Source organism: Cellulosimicrobium sp. So1_17 (genome assembly GCF_055181235.1).
The window spans coordinates 3,877,754-3,893,880 of sequence record NZ_CM143702.1; the positions used below are offsets into that span (position 1 = coordinate 3,877,754).

At 75.0% G+C, this 16,127-nt stretch carries 13 protein-coding genes; all 13 read left to right on the forward strand.

Features of this window, described 5'->3' with window-relative positions:
- The first annotated feature begins 39 nt into the window (after window positions 1-39).
- Entirely contained in the window at window positions 40-2,145 is a 2,106-nt protein-coding gene (gene ftsH, locus ACZCLJ_RS17110) for an ATP-dependent zinc metalloprotease FtsH (RefSeq protein ID WP_251150128.1), read from the forward strand.
- Window positions 2,145-2,786 carry a GTP cyclohydrolase I FolE gene (gene folE, locus ACZCLJ_RS17115; RefSeq protein WP_463104623.1) on the forward strand — a complete coding sequence of 214 codons (642 nt, stop codon included), beginning with the start codon at window positions 2,145-2,147 and terminating at the stop codon, window positions 2,784-2,786. The genes ftsH and folE overlap by 1 nt, the downstream gene beginning before the upstream one ends.
- A gap of 5 nt (window positions 2,787-2,791) precedes the next feature.
- On the forward strand, window positions 2,792-3,730 hold the full coding sequence (gene folP / locus ACZCLJ_RS17120; protein WP_463104624.1) for a dihydropteroate synthase: 939 nt from the start codon (window positions 2,792-2,794) through the stop codon (window positions 3,728-3,730).
- A gap of 156 nt (window positions 3,731-3,886) precedes the next feature.
- Window positions 3,887-6,481 (forward strand): 2-amino-4-hydroxy-6-hydroxymethyldihydropteridine diphosphokinase, encoded by a 2,595-nt coding sequence (gene folK, locus ACZCLJ_RS17125; RefSeq protein WP_463104625.1) that lies wholly within the window; start codon window positions 3,887-3,889, stop codon window positions 6,479-6,481.
- Complete coding sequence (locus ACZCLJ_RS17130) at window positions 6,481-6,990, forward strand: DUF3180 domain-containing protein (RefSeq protein ID WP_251150132.1); 510 nt, start codon at window positions 6,481-6,483, stop codon at window positions 6,988-6,990. Before folK ends, ACZCLJ_RS17130 begins: the two co-directional genes overlap by 1 nt.
- Before the next feature lie 40 nt (window positions 6,991-7,030).
- A complete protein-coding gene (locus ACZCLJ_RS17135) occupies window positions 7,031-7,549 on the forward strand; it encodes a PH domain-containing protein (protein WP_463104626.1) in 519 nt (172 codons plus the stop codon).
- Window positions 7,546-9,159 (forward strand): PH domain-containing protein, encoded by a 1,614-nt coding sequence (locus tag ACZCLJ_RS17140; protein ID WP_463104627.1) that lies wholly within the window; start codon window positions 7,546-7,548, stop codon window positions 9,157-9,159. The genes ACZCLJ_RS17135 and ACZCLJ_RS17140 overlap by 4 nt, the downstream gene beginning before the upstream one ends.
- A complete protein-coding gene (locus ACZCLJ_RS17145; RefSeq protein WP_463104628.1) occupies window positions 9,156-10,166 on the forward strand; it encodes a Rossmann-like and DUF2520 domain-containing protein in 1,011 nt (336 codons plus the stop codon). Before ACZCLJ_RS17140 ends, ACZCLJ_RS17145 begins: the two co-directional genes overlap by 4 nt.
- Window positions 10,163-11,185 carry a pantoate--beta-alanine ligase gene (gene panC, locus ACZCLJ_RS17150; RefSeq protein ID WP_463104629.1) on the forward strand — a complete coding sequence of 341 codons (1,023 nt, stop codon included), beginning with the start codon at window positions 10,163-10,165 and terminating at the stop codon, window positions 11,183-11,185. Before ACZCLJ_RS17145 ends, panC begins: the two co-directional genes overlap by 4 nt.
- 53 nt (window positions 11,186-11,238) lie before the next feature.
- Window positions 11,239-11,751: an aspartate 1-decarboxylase gene (gene panD, locus ACZCLJ_RS17155; protein WP_463106424.1), complete on the forward strand. Its 513-nt coding sequence runs from the start codon at window positions 11,239-11,241 to the stop codon at window positions 11,749-11,751.
- Window positions 11,748-13,427, forward strand: a complete 1,680-nt coding sequence (locus ACZCLJ_RS17160) for an L-aspartate oxidase (RefSeq protein WP_463104630.1) — start codon at window positions 11,748-11,750, stop codon at window positions 13,425-13,427. The genes panD and ACZCLJ_RS17160 overlap by 4 nt, the downstream gene beginning before the upstream one ends.
- A gap of 204 nt (window positions 13,428-13,631) precedes the next feature.
- A complete protein-coding gene (gene nadC, locus ACZCLJ_RS17165; protein ID WP_463106425.1) occupies window positions 13,632-14,558 on the forward strand; it encodes a carboxylating nicotinate-nucleotide diphosphorylase in 927 nt (308 codons plus the stop codon).
- Window positions 14,559-14,600: 42 nt separating this feature from the next.
- On the forward strand, window positions 14,601-16,124 hold the full coding sequence (gene lysS / locus ACZCLJ_RS17170; RefSeq protein ID WP_463104631.1) for a lysine--tRNA ligase: 1,524 nt from the start codon (window positions 14,601-14,603) through the stop codon (window positions 16,122-16,124).
- Window positions 16,125-16,127: the final 3 nt, after the last annotated feature.

Consider the following 16,127-nt stretch of genomic DNA (forward strand, 5'->3'; position numbering starts at 1 on the left):
GCGCGAGCGGAGGGATCCGGGGCGCGCGCCCCGTCGCCGATGAACATCAAGAAGATTCTCAGTGGGCCGATCGTCTGGATCGTGCTCGGCCTCGTCATCCTCTGGATCGCGTTCACGACGCTGTCGCGGCCGACGGTGCAGCGCATCGACACGTCCGCGGGCCTCGAGCTCCTGACCGGCGACACCGTCGACCAGGCGCTCATCGTGGACGGCGACCAGCGGGTGCGCCTGACGTTGTCCGAGAACTACGTGACCGACGAGGGCACGGACGACGAGCACGACTACGGCACGAACGTCGAGTTCTTCTACGTCGCGCCGCAGGGCGAGGCCGTCGTGGACGCCGTCGTGGCCGCCGAGCCGGCGGACGGGTACAACTCCGAGGTCGCCCAGCCGTCGTTCTGGTCGTCGCTGCTCGGGCTGCTCATCCCGTTCCTCATCATCGGCGTGCTGTTCTGGTTCCTGCTCTCGCGCATGCAGGGCGGCGGGTCGCGCGTCATGGGCTTCGGCAAGTCGCGCGCCAAGCTCGTCTCGAAGGACACCCCGCAGGTCACGTTCTCGGACGTCGCGGGCGCCGACGAGGCCGTCGAGGAGCTCCACGAGATCAAGGAGTTCCTCGCCGAGCCCGACAAGTTCCAGGCCGTCGGCGCGAAGATCCCCAAGGGCGTCCTGCTCTACGGGCCTCCCGGGACGGGCAAGACGCTGCTCGCGCGCGCCGTCGCGGGCGAGGCCGGCGTGCCGTTCTACACGATCTCCGGCTCGGACTTCGTCGAGATGTTCGTCGGCGTCGGCGCGAGCCGCGTGCGCGACCTGTTCACCCAGGCCAAGGAGAACTCGCCGGCGATCATCTTCGTCGACGAGATCGACGCCGTCGGCCGGCACCGCGGTGCGGGCATGGGCGGCGGCCACGACGAGCGCGAGCAGACGCTCAACCAGCTCCTCGTCGAGATGGACGGGTTCGACGTCAAGACGAACGTCATCCTCATCGCGGCGACGAACCGCCCCGACATCCTCGACCCGGCGCTCCTGCGCCCGGGCCGCTTCGACCGGCAGATCGCCGTCGAGGCGCCCGACCTCAAGGGCCGCGAGGCGATCCTGCGCGTCCACGCCCAGGGCAAGCCGATCGTCCCCGAGATCGACCTCGCCGCCGTCGCGCGCCGCACCCCCGGTTTCACGGGCGCCGACCTCGCGAACGTGCTCAACGAGGCCGCGCTGCTCACCGCGCGCAGCGGCGCCCAGCTCATCGACGACCGCGCGCTCGACGAGGCGATCGACCGCGTCGTCGCCGGCCCGCAGAAGCGCACGCGCGTGATGAACGTCAAGGAGCAGAAGATCACCGCGTACCACGAGGGCGGCCACGCCCTCGTCGCCGCGGCGATGCGCTACACGGACCCCGTCACGAAGGTGACGATCCTGCCGCGCGGCCGCGCCCTCGGGTACACGATGGTCATGCCGACCGAGGACAAGTACTCGACGACGCGCAACGAGCTGCTCGACCAGCTCGCGTACGCGATGGGCGGTCGTGTCGCCGAGGAGCTCGTGTTCCACGACCCGACGACGGGCGCCTCGAACGACATCGAGAAGGCCACCGCGATCGCGAAGAAGATGGTCACCGAGTACGGCATGAGCGAGCGCGTCGGGGCGATCAAGCTCGGCACGGGCTCGGGCGAGCCGTTCATGGGCCGCGACATGGGGCACACGCGCGACTACTCCGAGTCGGTCGCGGGCACGGTGGACCACGAGGTGCGCAAGCTCGTCGAGGCCGCGCACGACGAGGCGTGGGAGGTGCTCACGCAGTACCGCGACGTGCTCGACGCGCTCGTGCTCGAGCTCCTCGAGAAGGAGACGCTCAACCAGGCAGAGCTCGCCCGCGTCTTCGAGCCGGTGACCAAGCGCGACCCCCGCGACGTGTGGCTGTCGAGCGAGCAGCGCTCCGTCTCGCAGCGCGGACCCGTCCTCACCGACGCCGAGCGAGCCGCGCAGAACGGCCACCCGGTGATCCCGCAGGACGAGGCCGCGGCGGCGAACGACGAGCTCCCGCCCGAGCGCATCGGCGAGGTACCGGCGGACTCGCCGCTCGACCGTGCCCTCGGTCGTGCCGAACCTGGTGACGGCGTGTCCGACGTCGCCGGGCCGGGACAGGCCTGATGACGGCGGACGGCGCCCCGAGCGGCATCACGCGCTCGCGGTCGGCCGAGGACCTGCCCGCTCCCGCGGACGTGCCCCCGTACGACGCCGAACGGGCCGAGGCCGCCGTGCGCGAGCTGCTGCTCGCCGTCGGCGAGGACCCGGAGCGCGAAGGGCTGCGCGAGACGCCGGCCCGGGTCGCCCGGGCCTACCGCGAGATCTTCGCGGGGCTGCGCCAGGAGCCGGGGGACGTCCTCACCACGACGTTCGACCTCGGCCACGAGGAGATGGTGCTCGTCAAGGACATCGAGGTGTACTCGACGTGCGAGCACCACCTCGTGCCGTTCCACGGCGTCGCGCACGTCGGGTACATCCCGAACGTCGACGGACGGATCACCGGCCTGTCGAAGCTCGCGCGGCTCGTCGACGTGTACGCGCGGCGGCCCCAGGTCCAGGAGCGCCTCACGTCGCAGGTCGCCGACGCGCTCGTCGAGCACCTGCAGCCGCGCGGCGCCATCGTCGTCGTGGAGTGCGAGCACCTGTGCATGTCCATGCGCGGGGTCCGCAAGCCGGGGTCGCGCACCGTCACGTCCGCGGTGCGGGGGCAGATGCGGGACGCCGCGACCCGCGCCGAGGCGATGAGCCTCATCCTGGGCCGCTGACCCGTATGACTCCCGACCGCGCGCCGCGCCCGTCGCGCTCGCGCCCGGTCGCCGGCCTCGAGGAGCTCGCCGGTCTGGACCGGACGCTCGTCATGGGCGTCGTCAACGTCACGCCCGACTCGTTCTCCGACGGCGGCGAGTGGTACGAGCCCGACGCCGCCGTCGCGCACGGTCGCGAGCTCCTCGACGAGGGAGCCGACATCCTCGACGTCGGCGGCGAGTCGACCCGCCCGGGGGCGAGCCGCGTCCCCGTGGAGGAGGAGCTGGCGCGCGTCCTGCCGGTCGTCGCCGCGCTCGCGGCGGACGGTGCGGTCGTGTCGGTCGACACCACGCGCGCCGTGGTCGCCGAGCAGGCCGTCGCGGCGGGGGCCCGGATCGTCAACGACGTCTCGGGCGGTCTCGCCGACCCGGACATGGCGGGCGTCGTCGCGCGCACCGGGGCCGCCTACGTGTGCATGCACTGGCGCGGTCACGCCGACGTCATGGACGACCTCGAGGACTACGACGACGTCGTCACGGACGTGCGCTCGGAGCTCGCCGCCCGGCTCGATGTGCTGCACGCGGCGGGGGTGCGGCGAGAGCAGGTGGTCCTCGACCCGGGCCTCGGGTTCTCGAAGTCGGGGGCGTCGAACTGGCCGCTCCTCGCGCGACTGGGCGAGCTCGAGGACCTCGGCCTGCCGGTGCTCGTCGGGGCGTCGCGCAAGCGGTTCCTCGGTCATCTCCTCGCAGGCCCGGACGGGCAGGCGGTCCCACCCCTCTCGCGCGACGACGCGACCGCCGCGGTCACGACGCTCGCCGCCGCGGCCGGGGCGTGGTGCGTCCGTGTCCACGCCGTCCGCGCGTCGGCTGACGCGGTCCGCGTCGTCGCGGCCTGGGACCGGGCGCGCGCCGCCGGTCCCGGTGCTGCGGTGGACGGGGACTCGACGGAGCGGCCCGCGACCTAGCAGGATGGGCGGCGGCGGCACGACACCGCCGCGAGACAGCGATCGACAGCGATCGACAGCAACGGCACGAACGATCGGCACGACCGATCGCACGAGACAGCGGAGCACGACCGTCCCCGGACGCCTCGTGCTCCCACGTCAGGACGGGAGCACGACGTGACCACAGCGTTCGCAGGAGCGGTCCTCGACGCGGACGGCCGGCCGTTCGACCGGATCCGCCTCACCGGGCTCAGCGCGACCGGCCACCACGGCGTGCTCGAGCACGAGAAGGCCGAGGGGCAGCTCTTCCGCGCCGACGTCGTGCTGCACCTCGACACGCGCGAGGCCGCGCGCGGGGACGACCTCGCGGACACGGTGAGCTACGCGGGGGTCGCGGAGGACGTCGTCGCCGTCCTCGAGGGGTCGCCGGCCGACCTCGTCGAGACCGTGGCCGAGCGCATCGCCGCGACGATCCTCACGCATCCCGACGTCGTGGCGGTCGACGTGGCCGTGCACAAGCCGCAGGCGCCGATCACCGTGCCGTTCGAGGACGTCGAGGTCGTCATCCGCCGTGACCGCGTCGTCGTCCCGGTCGTGGCGCCCCTCGCCCGCCGGCAGGACGCGCGCGAGCAGCAGCCCGTCGCCCCGATCCCCGTCGGCTCCGTGGCGCCGGCCCTGATCCACGGCGTGGAGACCGTGCGCGACCCGGAGCCCGAGCCCGTGCTCGCCGAGGCCCCGGCCGTCATGCCGCCGAGCATCCCGCCCACGGGCGCGGTCGAGCGACCGACCGAGCCGGAGCCCTTCACCGCCGTGCCCGACGTCGAGTCCCCGACCGGGTCCTCGGTCACCGGTTCGCCCGAGGCCGGGTCCTCGGACGACGGACCGGCTGCGGCGGCGCCCACCACCGCTCCGACGGCCGCGGCGGTCGACGCGCTCGGCCACCCTGCCGGGGCCGTGCCGGCACCGAGCGCGAGCCCCGAGGCCGTCGAGGACCTGCCCCGGCCGGTGACCGACGACCCTCAGGTCGGCTCCGGTCCCCAGGACGAGGTCGGCGACGCCGCGCACCGGCCCACCGACGACGACGCCGAGCACCCGGCGACCGACGCTGCGTACGAGCCGGCCGCCGACGCCACGCGCGAGGCGCCCCCCGTCCCGGCGCAGGAGGCCGCCCTGCTCCACGAGGCGGTGTCGGCGCAGGAGCCGGTCCCGGCTCAGGACCGGGCCGGTCAGGACGTCCCGCCGGTCCCGCTGCCGGTCGGCGACACCGCGCCGGTGGAGACCCCGTCCGGGAACCCGGTGTCCGTCGCGGACGAGGTCGCCGACGGTGCGGCCGCCGGGTCCCCGACCGCCGGAGCGCCGGTCGACGAGGAGGTGCGCGAGCGGGACCGGATGGACGACGTCCCTGCGGACTTCGTCGAGGTCGTCCTCGCGCTCGGTGCGAACCTCGGCGACGCGCAGCAGACCCTGCGCGACGCGATCACCGACCTCGACCGCATCTCGGGCCTCGAGCTGACGGAGGTGTCGCCGCTCGCGCGCACCGCGGCCGTGGGCCCGGAGCAGCCCGACTTCCTCAACGCCGTGGTGCTCGCGCGCACGCGGCTGTCCGCCCGGGACCTCCTGCAGGCGTGCCAGGCGGTCGAGCGGTCGCACGGGCGCGTCCGGCACGAGCGCTGGGGGCCGCGCACTCTCGACGTCGACCTCATCGTCTACGGGTCCCTGACGGCGGTCGCCGACGACCTCGAGCTCCCGCACCCGCGTGCGCACGAGCGCGCGTTCGTGCTGGAGCCGTGGTCGCAGATCGACCCCGGCGCGGTGCTGCCGGGCCTGGGCGGTGGCCCCGTGGCCGCGCTCGCCGCGACGGCACCGGACCGTGCAGGGATCCGCTGGCTCGCGCTCGACTGGCTCACGGAGGGCGCGCCGAACCCGACGGGCGCCGTGCCGATCGCGAGCCCGGCTCCCGCGACGCCCGACGGCGGGGCGCCGGCTCAGGTCGCACCTCCGGTCCCGGTCGTGCCGCCCGCGCCGACGCCAGCGCCCGCGGTCGTCGCACCCGCACCCGCACCCGCACCGGCACCCGCACCTGCGCAGACGGCCCCGGCCGAACCGCCCGTGCCGCCCGCCCCTGGCGCACCGCCCGCCCCTGTCGCACCGCCGGCCCCGGGTGCGCAGGCCGGCCTGTCGGCTCCGGCCGCCCCCGCTGCAGGACCGGAGACCGTGCGCGACACCGAGGAACCGTCGCCGTTCCCCTTCGACCCGCCGTCGCCTCCCCGGCAGACGTCGCACCCGGCGTCGCACGCGACGTCCTCCCCGCAGGGTCAGCCCTTCACGCAGACCTCGCCGTTCCCGCCGATCACGGCACCGGCTCCGGCTCCGGCACCGGCACAGGCACCGGCCGAGCCGCTCGTCGCGGTGCCGGTGTTCAGCCCGGTGCACCCCGACGAGCCGGAGCACCGCCACCCGGGGGAGCCGTCGTGGCCGGGGGAGCCGTCGTGGTCGGCCGGGGCGGCCGAGCCGGAGCGCGGTGAGGGGATCATCCGCGGGGTGCCGTTCGCCCCGGTGAGCTCGCCGTTCGGGGCCCGCGGCGACGCGCCGACCGGCGCACCGGTCGCCGCCCCGGGGCCGCTCGCGGACCCCGCGCTGCACCAGGTGGTCCGTCCGGTCACGCCCCTGCCGCCCGTCCCGGCAGAGCCCGCCCAGCCGGTCCCGCCGGGGACCGAGCACTGGTCACCGTTCCCGCCGGTGTCCACCCCGCCGTCCGACCCCCAGCGCTGATGCGCCGCTCGTCCGTCCGGACGCTGCTGCTCGTCGCGGTCGTGACGGCGGTGGTGGGCTGGCTCGTCGTGCGGTTCGTCGAGGGCCGCGGCACCTACCTCCCGGCGGTCCCGTGGGTGGTCGACGTCGCGATCGTCGCGCTCGCGGCGGGAGTCTTCTGGGCGGGCTGGGCGGTGCGCGCGTACCAGAAGGGCCGCCGCCCGGGCCTCGACCCGATCCGCGCGGCGCGGACCTTCGTGCTGGCGAAGGCGGCGGCGCTCACGGGCGCGCTGCTCGCGGGCTGGTACGGCGCGCAGGTGCTCGCCGCGCTGCCCGACCTCGCGATCGAGGCCCGACGTGACCGCGCGGTCGCGGCCGGGATCGCGGTCGCGTGCGCCCTCGTCCTGGCCGCGGCGGGGCTGCTCGCGGAGCGGTTCTGCCAGCTCCCGCCCCCGGGGGACGACGACGAGCCGGGCGCCGAGCGCCGCAGGACGGCCGAGGCCGACGGCGAGGCCGGCGCCTCGGCCTGACCTCGACCCGGTGGCGTCCGCCGGATGGGAGAATCGAGACATGACCGACTCCGACCGAGCCCTGACGCGCGACGCCGCGGGTCCGTTCGACCCGCCCGGGATCGTGTGGTCGGGCGTGTCCCCACGGCTGATCACGGCGCGCCTCCTCTCGACGGCGATCACGCTCGCCGTCCTCGCGGTCCCGGTGGTCGTCCTCGCGATCCTGTTCCCGCACTGGTGGCAGTGGCTCGTCCTCGGCGTGCTCGCGCTGATCGGTCTCTGGACGGTGCTGCTGGTGCCGCGCCAGGTCCGTGCGATCGGGTACGCCGAGCGCGACGACGACCTGCTCATCCGCAAGGGCATCATGTTCCGCTCGCTCGTCGTCGTGCCGTACGGACGCATGCAGTACGTCGACGTGCAGGCCGGTCCGCTGGCCCGCAGGCTGCGCATCGCGCAGATCCAGCTCCACACGGCGTCCGCGTCGACGGACGCGACGATCGACGGCCTCGAGCCCGCCGAGGCGGACCGCCTGCGCGACCGCCTCGCGTCGCGCGGCGAGGCTCGTCTGGCGGGCCTGTGAGCGGCGAGGTCCCCGGCCCGGGTGCGCCGGCCACGCCGGACGCGTCGCAGCACGAAGCCTCGGCGACGGCGCTCGACTGGCAGCGCGTGCACCCCGTCACGCCGCTCGTGCGCGGCTGGACGGTCATCGCGGTGCTGCTCGTCGTCGTCGGCCAGCAGACGCTCAACGGCCTGCCCGAGGGGCAGAACCTGCTCGAGGGCGACCGCTGGTGGCAGGTCCTGCTCGGCGTGCTGGCCATCGGCCTCGTGGGGCTCGGCTACTCGGCGCTCGCGTGGCGCATGACGAGCTACGCGGTCGACGACGAGTCCGTGCACCTGCGCACTGGGGTCCTCTTCCGCCAGCAGCGGCGCGCGCGTCTCGACCGCCTGCAGGCGGTCGACGTCGTCCAGCCGCTCCTCGCCCGGTTCTTCGGGCTCGCCGAGCTCAAGCTCGAGGTGGCGGGCGGCGGCGACTCGGGCGTCAAGCTCGGCTTCCTCAAGCAGGACGACGCGGACCGGCTGCGCGTCGAGCTGCTCGCCCGCGCCGCGGGCCTGCGCGTCGGGGCGGCGCCGTCGAGCCCGGCCGCCCCGCACGTGCCGGTCGGCCCCGCGGGCCAGCAGGGGCCCGGCACCACCGACATGTCGGCGCAGGACGGGACGGCCACTCTCCCCGCGCCCCTGCAGGAGGCGCCCGAGCAGCCCGTCACCGCGCTCCAGCCGGGCCGTCTCGTCGCGTCGCTCCTGCGCTCGGGCGCGACCCTCGGCCTCGTCCTGGGCATCCTCGGCATCGTGGGCGTCGTCATCGGCACGCGCGAGATCGGCATCCTGTTCAGCGCGCTGCCGGCCGTCCTGGGCTTCGGCGGCTACCTGTTCCAGCGCTTCACGGGCGAGTTCGGCTTCCGTTCTGCGATCTCGCCCGACGGCATCCGCCTGCGCCACGGCCTCCTCGAGACACGCTCGCAGACCATCCCGCCCGGCCGCGTCCAGGCGGTGCGGCTGCTCCAGGGTCCGTTCTGGCGAGGTCCGGACTGGTGGCGTGTCGACGTGAACGTCGCCGGGTACGGGCCGAGCGCCGACGGGTCCCAGACGAAGAGCGTCCTGCTGCCGGTCGGGTCGCGCGACGAGGCGCTCGCCGCGCTGTGGCTGGTCCTGCCGGACCTCGGCACGGCCGACCCGCGCGCGCTCCTCGACGAAGGCCTGTCGGGCCGTGACGCGGGCGAGCACTTCGTGGCGATGCCGCGCAGGGCACGGCTCCTGGACCTCGTCTCGTGGCGGCGCAGCGGGTTCGCGGTGACTGACCGCGCGCTCGTGCTGCGCAGCGGGCGCGTGTTCCGCAGCCTCGTCGTCGTGCCGCACGAGCGCACGCAGTCCCTCGGGCTCGAGCAGGGTCCCCTGCAGCGCCGGTTCGACGTCGCGACGTTCGCCGTGCACTCGACCCCCGGCCCGGTCGTCCCGAAGGTCTACCACCTCGACTCCGCCGACGCCGCGCGCCTCCTCGACACGCAGGCGGCCCGTGCGCACGAGGCCCGTGCCCACCAGGGCCCCGAGCTCTGGATGCGGCGCGACGAGGTCCCGCTCGAGGCTCCGGCCGACCCCGTGCCCGACGGGCAGGACGTCGGGAGCGACGCGTGAGCGCGCCCGACGCCCGCCGCCCCGGACGGCTCGGCGTCGGCGTCGTGGGCGCGGGCCGCGTCGGCGCGGTCCTCGGCAGCGCGCTGCGCGCGACGGGGCACGCGGTCGTGGGCGCGAGCGGCATCTCCGAGGCGTCGCGCGACCGCATCGACGCGCTCCTGCCGGGCGTGCCCGTGCTCGAGGTGCCGCAGGTCGTGGAGCGCGCCGAGCTCGTGCTCCTCGCGGTGCCCGACGACACGCTGCCCGGTCTCGTGCGCGGCCTCGCCGACGTGGGGGCGTGGCAGCCGGGGCAGATCGTCGTGCACACGTCGGGGCGCTACGGCGCCGCGGTCCTCGACCCGGCGCGGGCGGCGGGCGCGATCCCGCTCGCGATCCACCCCGCGATGACGTTCACCGGGACCTCGCTCGACCTGTCGCGCCTCGAGGGTTCGACGTTCGCCGTGACCGGTCCGACGCCGGTCCTGCCGATCGGGCAGGCGCTCGTCGTCGAGATCGGCGGCGAGCCGGTCGTGGTCGCCGAGGAGTCCCGCGGCCTCTACCACGCGGCGCTCGCGCACGGCGCGAACCACCTGGTCGTGCTCGTCGCGCAGGCGGCGCAGGCCCTCGAGGCGGCGGGGGTCGAGCAGCCGGGACGCGTGCTCGCGCCGCTCCTGTCGGCCGCGCTCGACGGCGCGACCCGGGCCGCAGACCGCGGCGCGGAGTCGGGCACCGGGGGAGCGGCGGGCGCGATCTCGGCGCTCACCGGGCCCGTGTCGCGCGGCGACGTCGGGACGGTCGTCGAGCACCTCGCGGCCCTGCGCGCGCTCGCGGCGACGAGCGACGCGGCCGACGTGCCGCCGTCGTACGTCGCCCTGAGCCGCGGGGCGGCGGTCCGGTCCCGCGCGAGCGGGCGCATCGACGGCTCCGCGGAGAAGGCAGTGCTCGACGCGCTCGCGGCCGTCCCGGACGAGGCGCCGGACCTCGCGCACGACGACGACCAGGACGGCCCTCAGGAAGGACGACGATGACCCCGGACCGCCGTGCGGACCCGATCGACGACGGCTCGGGCACGGCCGACCACGGCACGGGACCGGCGGCCCCGCGCGTCGCCACGACGCGAGCCGACCTGCGCGCCGCTCTCGCCCGCAGCCGGCGCCGAGCGGTCGTCATGACGATGGGCGCGCTGCACGCGGGCCACCTCGAGCTCGTGCGGCGCGCGCGCGAGGCCGTGGGCGCGGAGGGCGAGGTCGTCGTCACGGACTTCGTGAACCCCCTGCAGTTCGGCCCGGGCGAGGACTACGAGCGCTACCCGCGCGACGTCGAGGGCGACGTCGCGCTCCTCGCGTCGGCCGGACCCGACGCCCGCGTGGACCTCGTGTTCGCCCCGGACGTCGAGGAGATGTACCCGGGCTTCGGGCAGGGCGGGGACGCGCCGATCGTGCGCGTGACGTCGGGCCGCATCGGGACCGTGCTCGAGGGCGCGTCCCGGCCGGGGCACTTCGACGGGGTCCTCACGGTCGTGCTCAAGCTCCTGCACCTCGTGCGGCCGGACGTGGCCGTGTTCGGCGCGAAGGACGCCCAGCAGCTCCTCGCCGTACGGCGCCTCGTGGCCGACCTCGACCTCGGCGTGGAGATCCTCGGCGTGCCGACGGTCCGCGAGAGCGACGGGCTCGCGCGCTCGTCCCGGAACGCGTACCTCACGCCCGAGGAGCGCGAGCACGCGCTCGCGCTGAGCCGTGCGCTGCGCGCGGGGGCGGACGCGGCGGACGGGGGCGCGGACGCCGTCGCAGTCCTCGCTGCGGCGCGGGGAATCCTCGACGGGACCCCTGGCGTTGACGCGGACTACCTGGTGCTCGTCGACCCGGCTACCGTGGAGGACCTGGCGCCCGGCGCCGTCGGCCCGGGACTCCTCCTCGTGGCCGCGCGCGTGGGCACCACCCGACTCATCGACAACACGGCCGTCGAGATCCGTGCAGCCGCCGGTGCCCGAGACCCGGGCTCCCCGACGGCCGACGACCGTGCCCAGCACCCTGGAGGAACCGCGTGACCGCGCCGACCCCGCGCCCCGCCGAGCGACGCCCGGCATCGCTGCAGCGACCCATGATGATCGGCAAGATCCACCGCGCGACGGTGACCCAGGCCGACCTGCACTACGTCGGGTCGATCACCGTCGACGCCGACCTGCTCGACGCGGCCGACCTGTACCCGGGCCAGCAGGTCGACGTCGTCGACGTGACGAACGGCGCGCGGCTGACCACGTACGTGATCCCGGGCGAGCGCGGCGCGGGCCAGATCTGCATCAACGGCGCCGCGGCGCACCTCGTGGACCCGGGCGACGTCGTCATCCTCATCGCGTACGGGACGCTGTCCGACGAGGACGCGCGCACCTACCTCCCGCACGTCGTGTTCGTGGACGAGCGCAACCGCATCGTCGAGCTCTCGGACGAGCCGGGGCTCGTCCCGGACGTCCCGGCGGCGCGGGGCCTGGAGCCGAGCGGGCTGGCCTTCGCGGCCGTCCGGGCGGGTCACGACACCGGCCACGACACCGCCCCGGGCGCGGTGCGCGACGGCGTGCCCACCGGCCGGCCCGACGGCGCGGCGCACCGCGGGTGAGCGCGCTCGCCCGCTCCCTCGCCGCCCCGGAGCCCGGCTGGACGACGACGGCCGACGCCATCGTCGTCGGCTCCGGCATCGCGGGACTCACCGCGGCGCTCGAGCTGCGCACGCGCGTGCCCCGGGTCCTGCTCGTCACGAAGGGCGAGCTGTCGTCGGGCTCGACGGTCTGGGCGCAGGGCGGCATCGCCGCGGCGCTCCACCCGGAGGACTCGCCGGAGGCGCACCTCGCGGACACGCTCGTCGCGGGCGGCGGGCTGTGCGACCCGGTCGCGGTCGAGGTGCTCGTCACGGAGGGTCCGGCCCGCGTGCGCGAGCTCGTGGCGCTCGGTGCGCGGTTCGACCGGGCCGCCAACGGCGACATCGCTCTCACGCGCGAGGGCGGGCACCACGCCGACCGGATCGCCCACGCGGGCGGCGACGCGACCGGTGCCGAGATCTCGCGCGCGCTCGTCGCGCAGCTCGACGCCGTGCGCTCGGACCCGGGCATCGAGGTCATCGAGAACGCGCTCGTGCTCGACGTCCTCACGACCGCGCCCGGCTCCGACGGCGACCCGGCCGGACGGCCCCGGGCGTGCGGCGTGACCCTCCACGTGAAGGGTGAGGGCACGCGGGACGGCGTCGGCGCGGCCCTGGCCCGGGCCGTGGTGCTCGCGACAGGGGGAGTGGGCCAGGTCTTCCGGTCCTCGACGAACCCGCCCCAGGCGACGGGCGACGGGATCGCGGCGGCCCTGCGCGCGGGCGCCGCGCTCGGGGACCTCGAGTTCGTCCAGTTCCACCCGACCGTGCTGTGGCTCGGGCTGGGCGCCAAGGGCCAGCTCCCGCTCATCTCGGAGGCCGTGCGGGGCGAGGGGGCGATCCTCCTCGACACCGACGGGCACCGCTTCATGCCCGCGCAGCACGCCATGGCCGAGCTCGCGCCGCGCGACGTCGTCGCGCACGCGATCGTCCGACAGATGGCCGCTACCGGGTCCGACCACGTGCTGCTCGACGCACGGCACCTCGGCGCCGACTTCCTGCGCTCGCGCTTCCCGACGATCACCGGGCGGCTCCTCGACAACGGCATCGACTGGACCGAGGAGCCCGTGCCCGTGGCCCCCGCCCAGCACTACCACTCGGGCGGGGTGATCACGGACCTGCACGGGCGGTCGTCCCTGGACGGCCTGTACGCGATCGGCGAGGTCGCCTGCACCGGCGTCCACGGCGCCAACCGGCTCGCGTCCAACTCGCTGCTCGAAGGGCTCGTGTTCGCCCACCGCGCGGCGCGCGAGATCACGGGGCGCGTCGCCGCGGGCGACCTCGTCCTCGGGTCGCCGTCTCCGCGTCCCGGGCCGTCCGCGCTCGTCGCCGCGGCCGCCCGGTCGCGGATCCAGTCGGTCGCGTCCGCCGGGCCAGGCGTCATCCGCGACGCCGAGGGGCTCGCCGCTGCCGAGCGCCGCCTCGCCGCGATCCGCACGGACGCGCACGAGGCGAGCGACGTCGTCGCGCAGCCGCAGGCCGCCGAGTGGGAGACGACGAACATCCACCAGGTCGCGACGGCGCTCACCGCGGCGGCGACGCTGCGCAGCGAGAGCCGCGGCGGCCACTTCCGCACCGACTTCCCGGCGCCGGACCCGGCGTGGGAGCGCCGCGTCGTCGTCTCGCTCGACGACGACGGCACCCTGCTCGTCCGCTGACCGGTTCCCTGCCGAGCACGACCTGAGGGACGTTCTGCGCGCGATGACGACCGCGAGGTCGTTCTCGACCGCGGGCGAGGTCGTGCTCGGTCGTCGCGCGGGCGGCTACGGTGGGGGACCGTGAGCACCCCCGCCGAGCCCGTTCCCGCCCGCCCGTCCGAGGGCGAACCGCAGCCCGGCGCCCCGTCGCGCGTCGAGCCGGGTCTGGACCCCACGTGGGTCGCCGAGACCGTGGCGCGCGCGCTCGACGAGGACCTCGGCGTCGCGCCCGGGCGCGACGTCACCACCCAGGCGACCGTCCCGCCGTCGGCCACGGGCACCGCGCACCTCGTCGCGCGCGCGGACGGCGTGGTCGCCGGTCTCGTCGTGGTCGAGGAGGTGACGCGCCAGGTGGCCGCGCGGCTCGGGCTGCCGCCCGTCGACGTGACGTTCTCCGCGCGCGACGGCGACGCCGTCGGTCGTGGCCACGTGCTCGCCGCGCTCACCGGCCCGGTCCAGGTGCTGCTCGTCGCGGAGCGCACGCTGCTCAACCTCGCGTCGCGCGCGTCGGGCGTCGCGACGGCGACGCGCGCGTGGGCGCGCGAGCTCGACGGCACGGGGGCGCAGGTCCTCGACACGCGCAAGACGACGCCGGGTCTGCGCGCGCTCGAGAAGTACGCCGTGCGCGCCGGCGGCGGGACCAACAAGCGCATGGGCCTGTACGACGTCGCGATGGTCAAGGACAACCACGTCGTCGCCGCAGGCTCCGTGAGCGCGGCGATCGAGGCGATCCGCCGGACGTTCTCGGACGTGCTGGTCCAGGTGGAGGCCGACACGACCGCCCAGGCGCTGGAGGCGCTCGACGCGGGTGCCGACTTCCTCCTGCTCGACAACATGCCGACGTCCGTCCTCGCCGAGACCGTCGCGGCCGTCCGTGCGCGCGAGGGCCGGGACGGCGTGCCCGCGAAGGTCGAGCTCGAGGCGACGGGAAACCTCACGCTCGACCGCGCGCGCGAGGTGGCCGGCACGGGCGTCGACTACCTCTCGGTCGGCGCCCTCACGCACTCCGCCCCGATCCTCGACCTCGCGCTCGACCTGCTGCCGTCCGTCGAGTCCGTCTCGTCCGTCCCGTCCGTCCCGTCACGGTCGTGACCCGGACCCTGTCATCGAGGGGGCGTCGGTAGAATCGTCCGCGTGACTCCCCCCGCCGGAAACCCTGATCCCTCCACGCCCGACGAGGACGACGTCCCCGAGCAGATCCAGGTCCGCCGCGAGAAGCGCGAGCGCATCCTCGCGCGCGGCGACGAGCCGTACCCGGTGGGCGTGCCGCGCACGCACACGATCGCCGAGGTCCGCGCGGGCTGGGCGCACCTCGAGACGGGCGAGGAGACGCAGGACGAGGTCGGGGTCGCGGGCCGCGTCGTCTTCCTGCGCAACACCGGAAAGCTGTGCTTCGTCACGCTGCAGGACGGCGAGGGCAACCGCCTGCAGGTCATGCTCAGCCAGGCCGTGGTCGGCGAGGAGTCGCTCGCCACGTTCAAGGCCGACGTCGACCTCGGCGACCACCTGTTCGCGCACGGGCGCGTCATCAGCTCCCGGCGCGGTGAGCTGAGCGTCTTCGCCGATGCCTGGAAGGTCGCCGCGAAGGCGCTGCGCCCCCTTCCGGTGCTGCACAAGGACCTGTCGGAGGAATCACGCGTCCGACAGCGTTACGTGGATCTCATCGCACGTCCCGCGGCGCGGGACACGGTACGTCTGCGCGCCGCCGTCGTGCGCTCGATCCGCGAGAACTTCTGGGAGCGCGGGTTCGTCGAGGTCGAGACGCCCATGCTGCAGACGCGCCCGGAAGGTGCCGCGGCGCGCCAGTTCGAGACACACATGAATGCGTTCGACATCGACCTTTTCCTGCGCATCGCGCCCGAGCTGTTCCTCAAGCGCGCTGCGGTCGGCGGAGTCGAGAAGGTCTTCGAGATCAACCGGAACTTCCGCAACGAGGGCGTGGACTCCACGCACTCCCCGGAATTCGCGATGCTCGAGGCGTACGAGGCCTACGGCGACTACGACACCATGGCGGCGCTCACGAAGAATCTCGTGCAGCGCGCGGCGCAGGACGCTCTCGGCACCACGCTCCTGACCCTGGCGGACGGTACCGAGTACGACGTCGGCGGCGAATGGACGCAGCTGAAGATGTACGACTCGTTGTCGGACGCGCTGGGGGAGCAGATCACTCCGGAGACGTCGGTCGAGCAGCTGTTGTCGTTCGCGACGAGGTTCGAGCTCTCGTTCGACCCGAAGAACGTCAACCACGGGAAGCTCGTCGAGGGCCTGTGGGAGCACCTCGTGGGCGACCACCTCGTCGCCCCGACGTTCGTCCGCGACTTCCCGGTCGAGACCTCGCCTCTCACACGGGACCACCGCACGGTGCGCGGTCAGGTCGAGAAGTGGGACCTGTACGTGCGCGGCGTCGAGCTCGCGACGGCCTACTCCGAGCTCGTCGACCCCGTGGTGCAGCGCCAGCGCTTCGAGGCGCAGGCCCTGCTCGCCGCGGCGGGCGACGACGAGGCGATGCGCATCGACGAGGACTTCCTCACCGCGATGGAGTTCGCGATGCCACCCTCGGGCGGCATGGGCCTGGGCATCGACCGCCTGCTCATGGCGCTCACGGGACTGGGGATCCGCGAGACGATCCTCTTCCCGCTCGTCAAGCCGGCCCAGTGACGG

What these genes read in the sequence shown, in the direction of transcription:
- ftsH (WP_251150128.1), top strand. Translation starts at nt 40, where the DNA reads ATGAACATCAAGAAGATTCTCAGTGGGCCGATCGTCTGGATCGTGCTC.
- folE (WP_463104623.1), top strand. Translation starts at nt 2,145, where the DNA reads ATGACGGCGGACGGCGCCCCGAGCGGCATCACGCGCTCGCGGTCGGCC.
- folP (WP_463104624.1), top strand. Translation starts at nt 2,792, where the DNA reads ATGACTCCCGACCGCGCGCCGCGCCCGTCGCGCTCGCGCCCGGTCGCC.
- ACZCLJ_RS17130 (WP_251150132.1), top strand. Translation starts at nt 6,481, where the DNA reads ATGCGCCGCTCGTCCGTCCGGACGCTGCTGCTCGTCGCGGTCGTGACG.
- ACZCLJ_RS17135 (WP_463104626.1), top strand. Translation starts at nt 7,031, where the DNA reads ATGACCGACTCCGACCGAGCCCTGACGCGCGACGCCGCGGGTCCGTTC.
- panC (WP_463104629.1), top strand. Translation starts at nt 10,163, where the DNA reads ATGACCCCGGACCGCCGTGCGGACCCGATCGACGACGGCTCGGGCACG.
- panD (WP_463106424.1), top strand. Translation starts at nt 11,239, where the DNA reads ATGATGATCGGCAAGATCCACCGCGCGACGGTGACCCAGGCCGACCTG.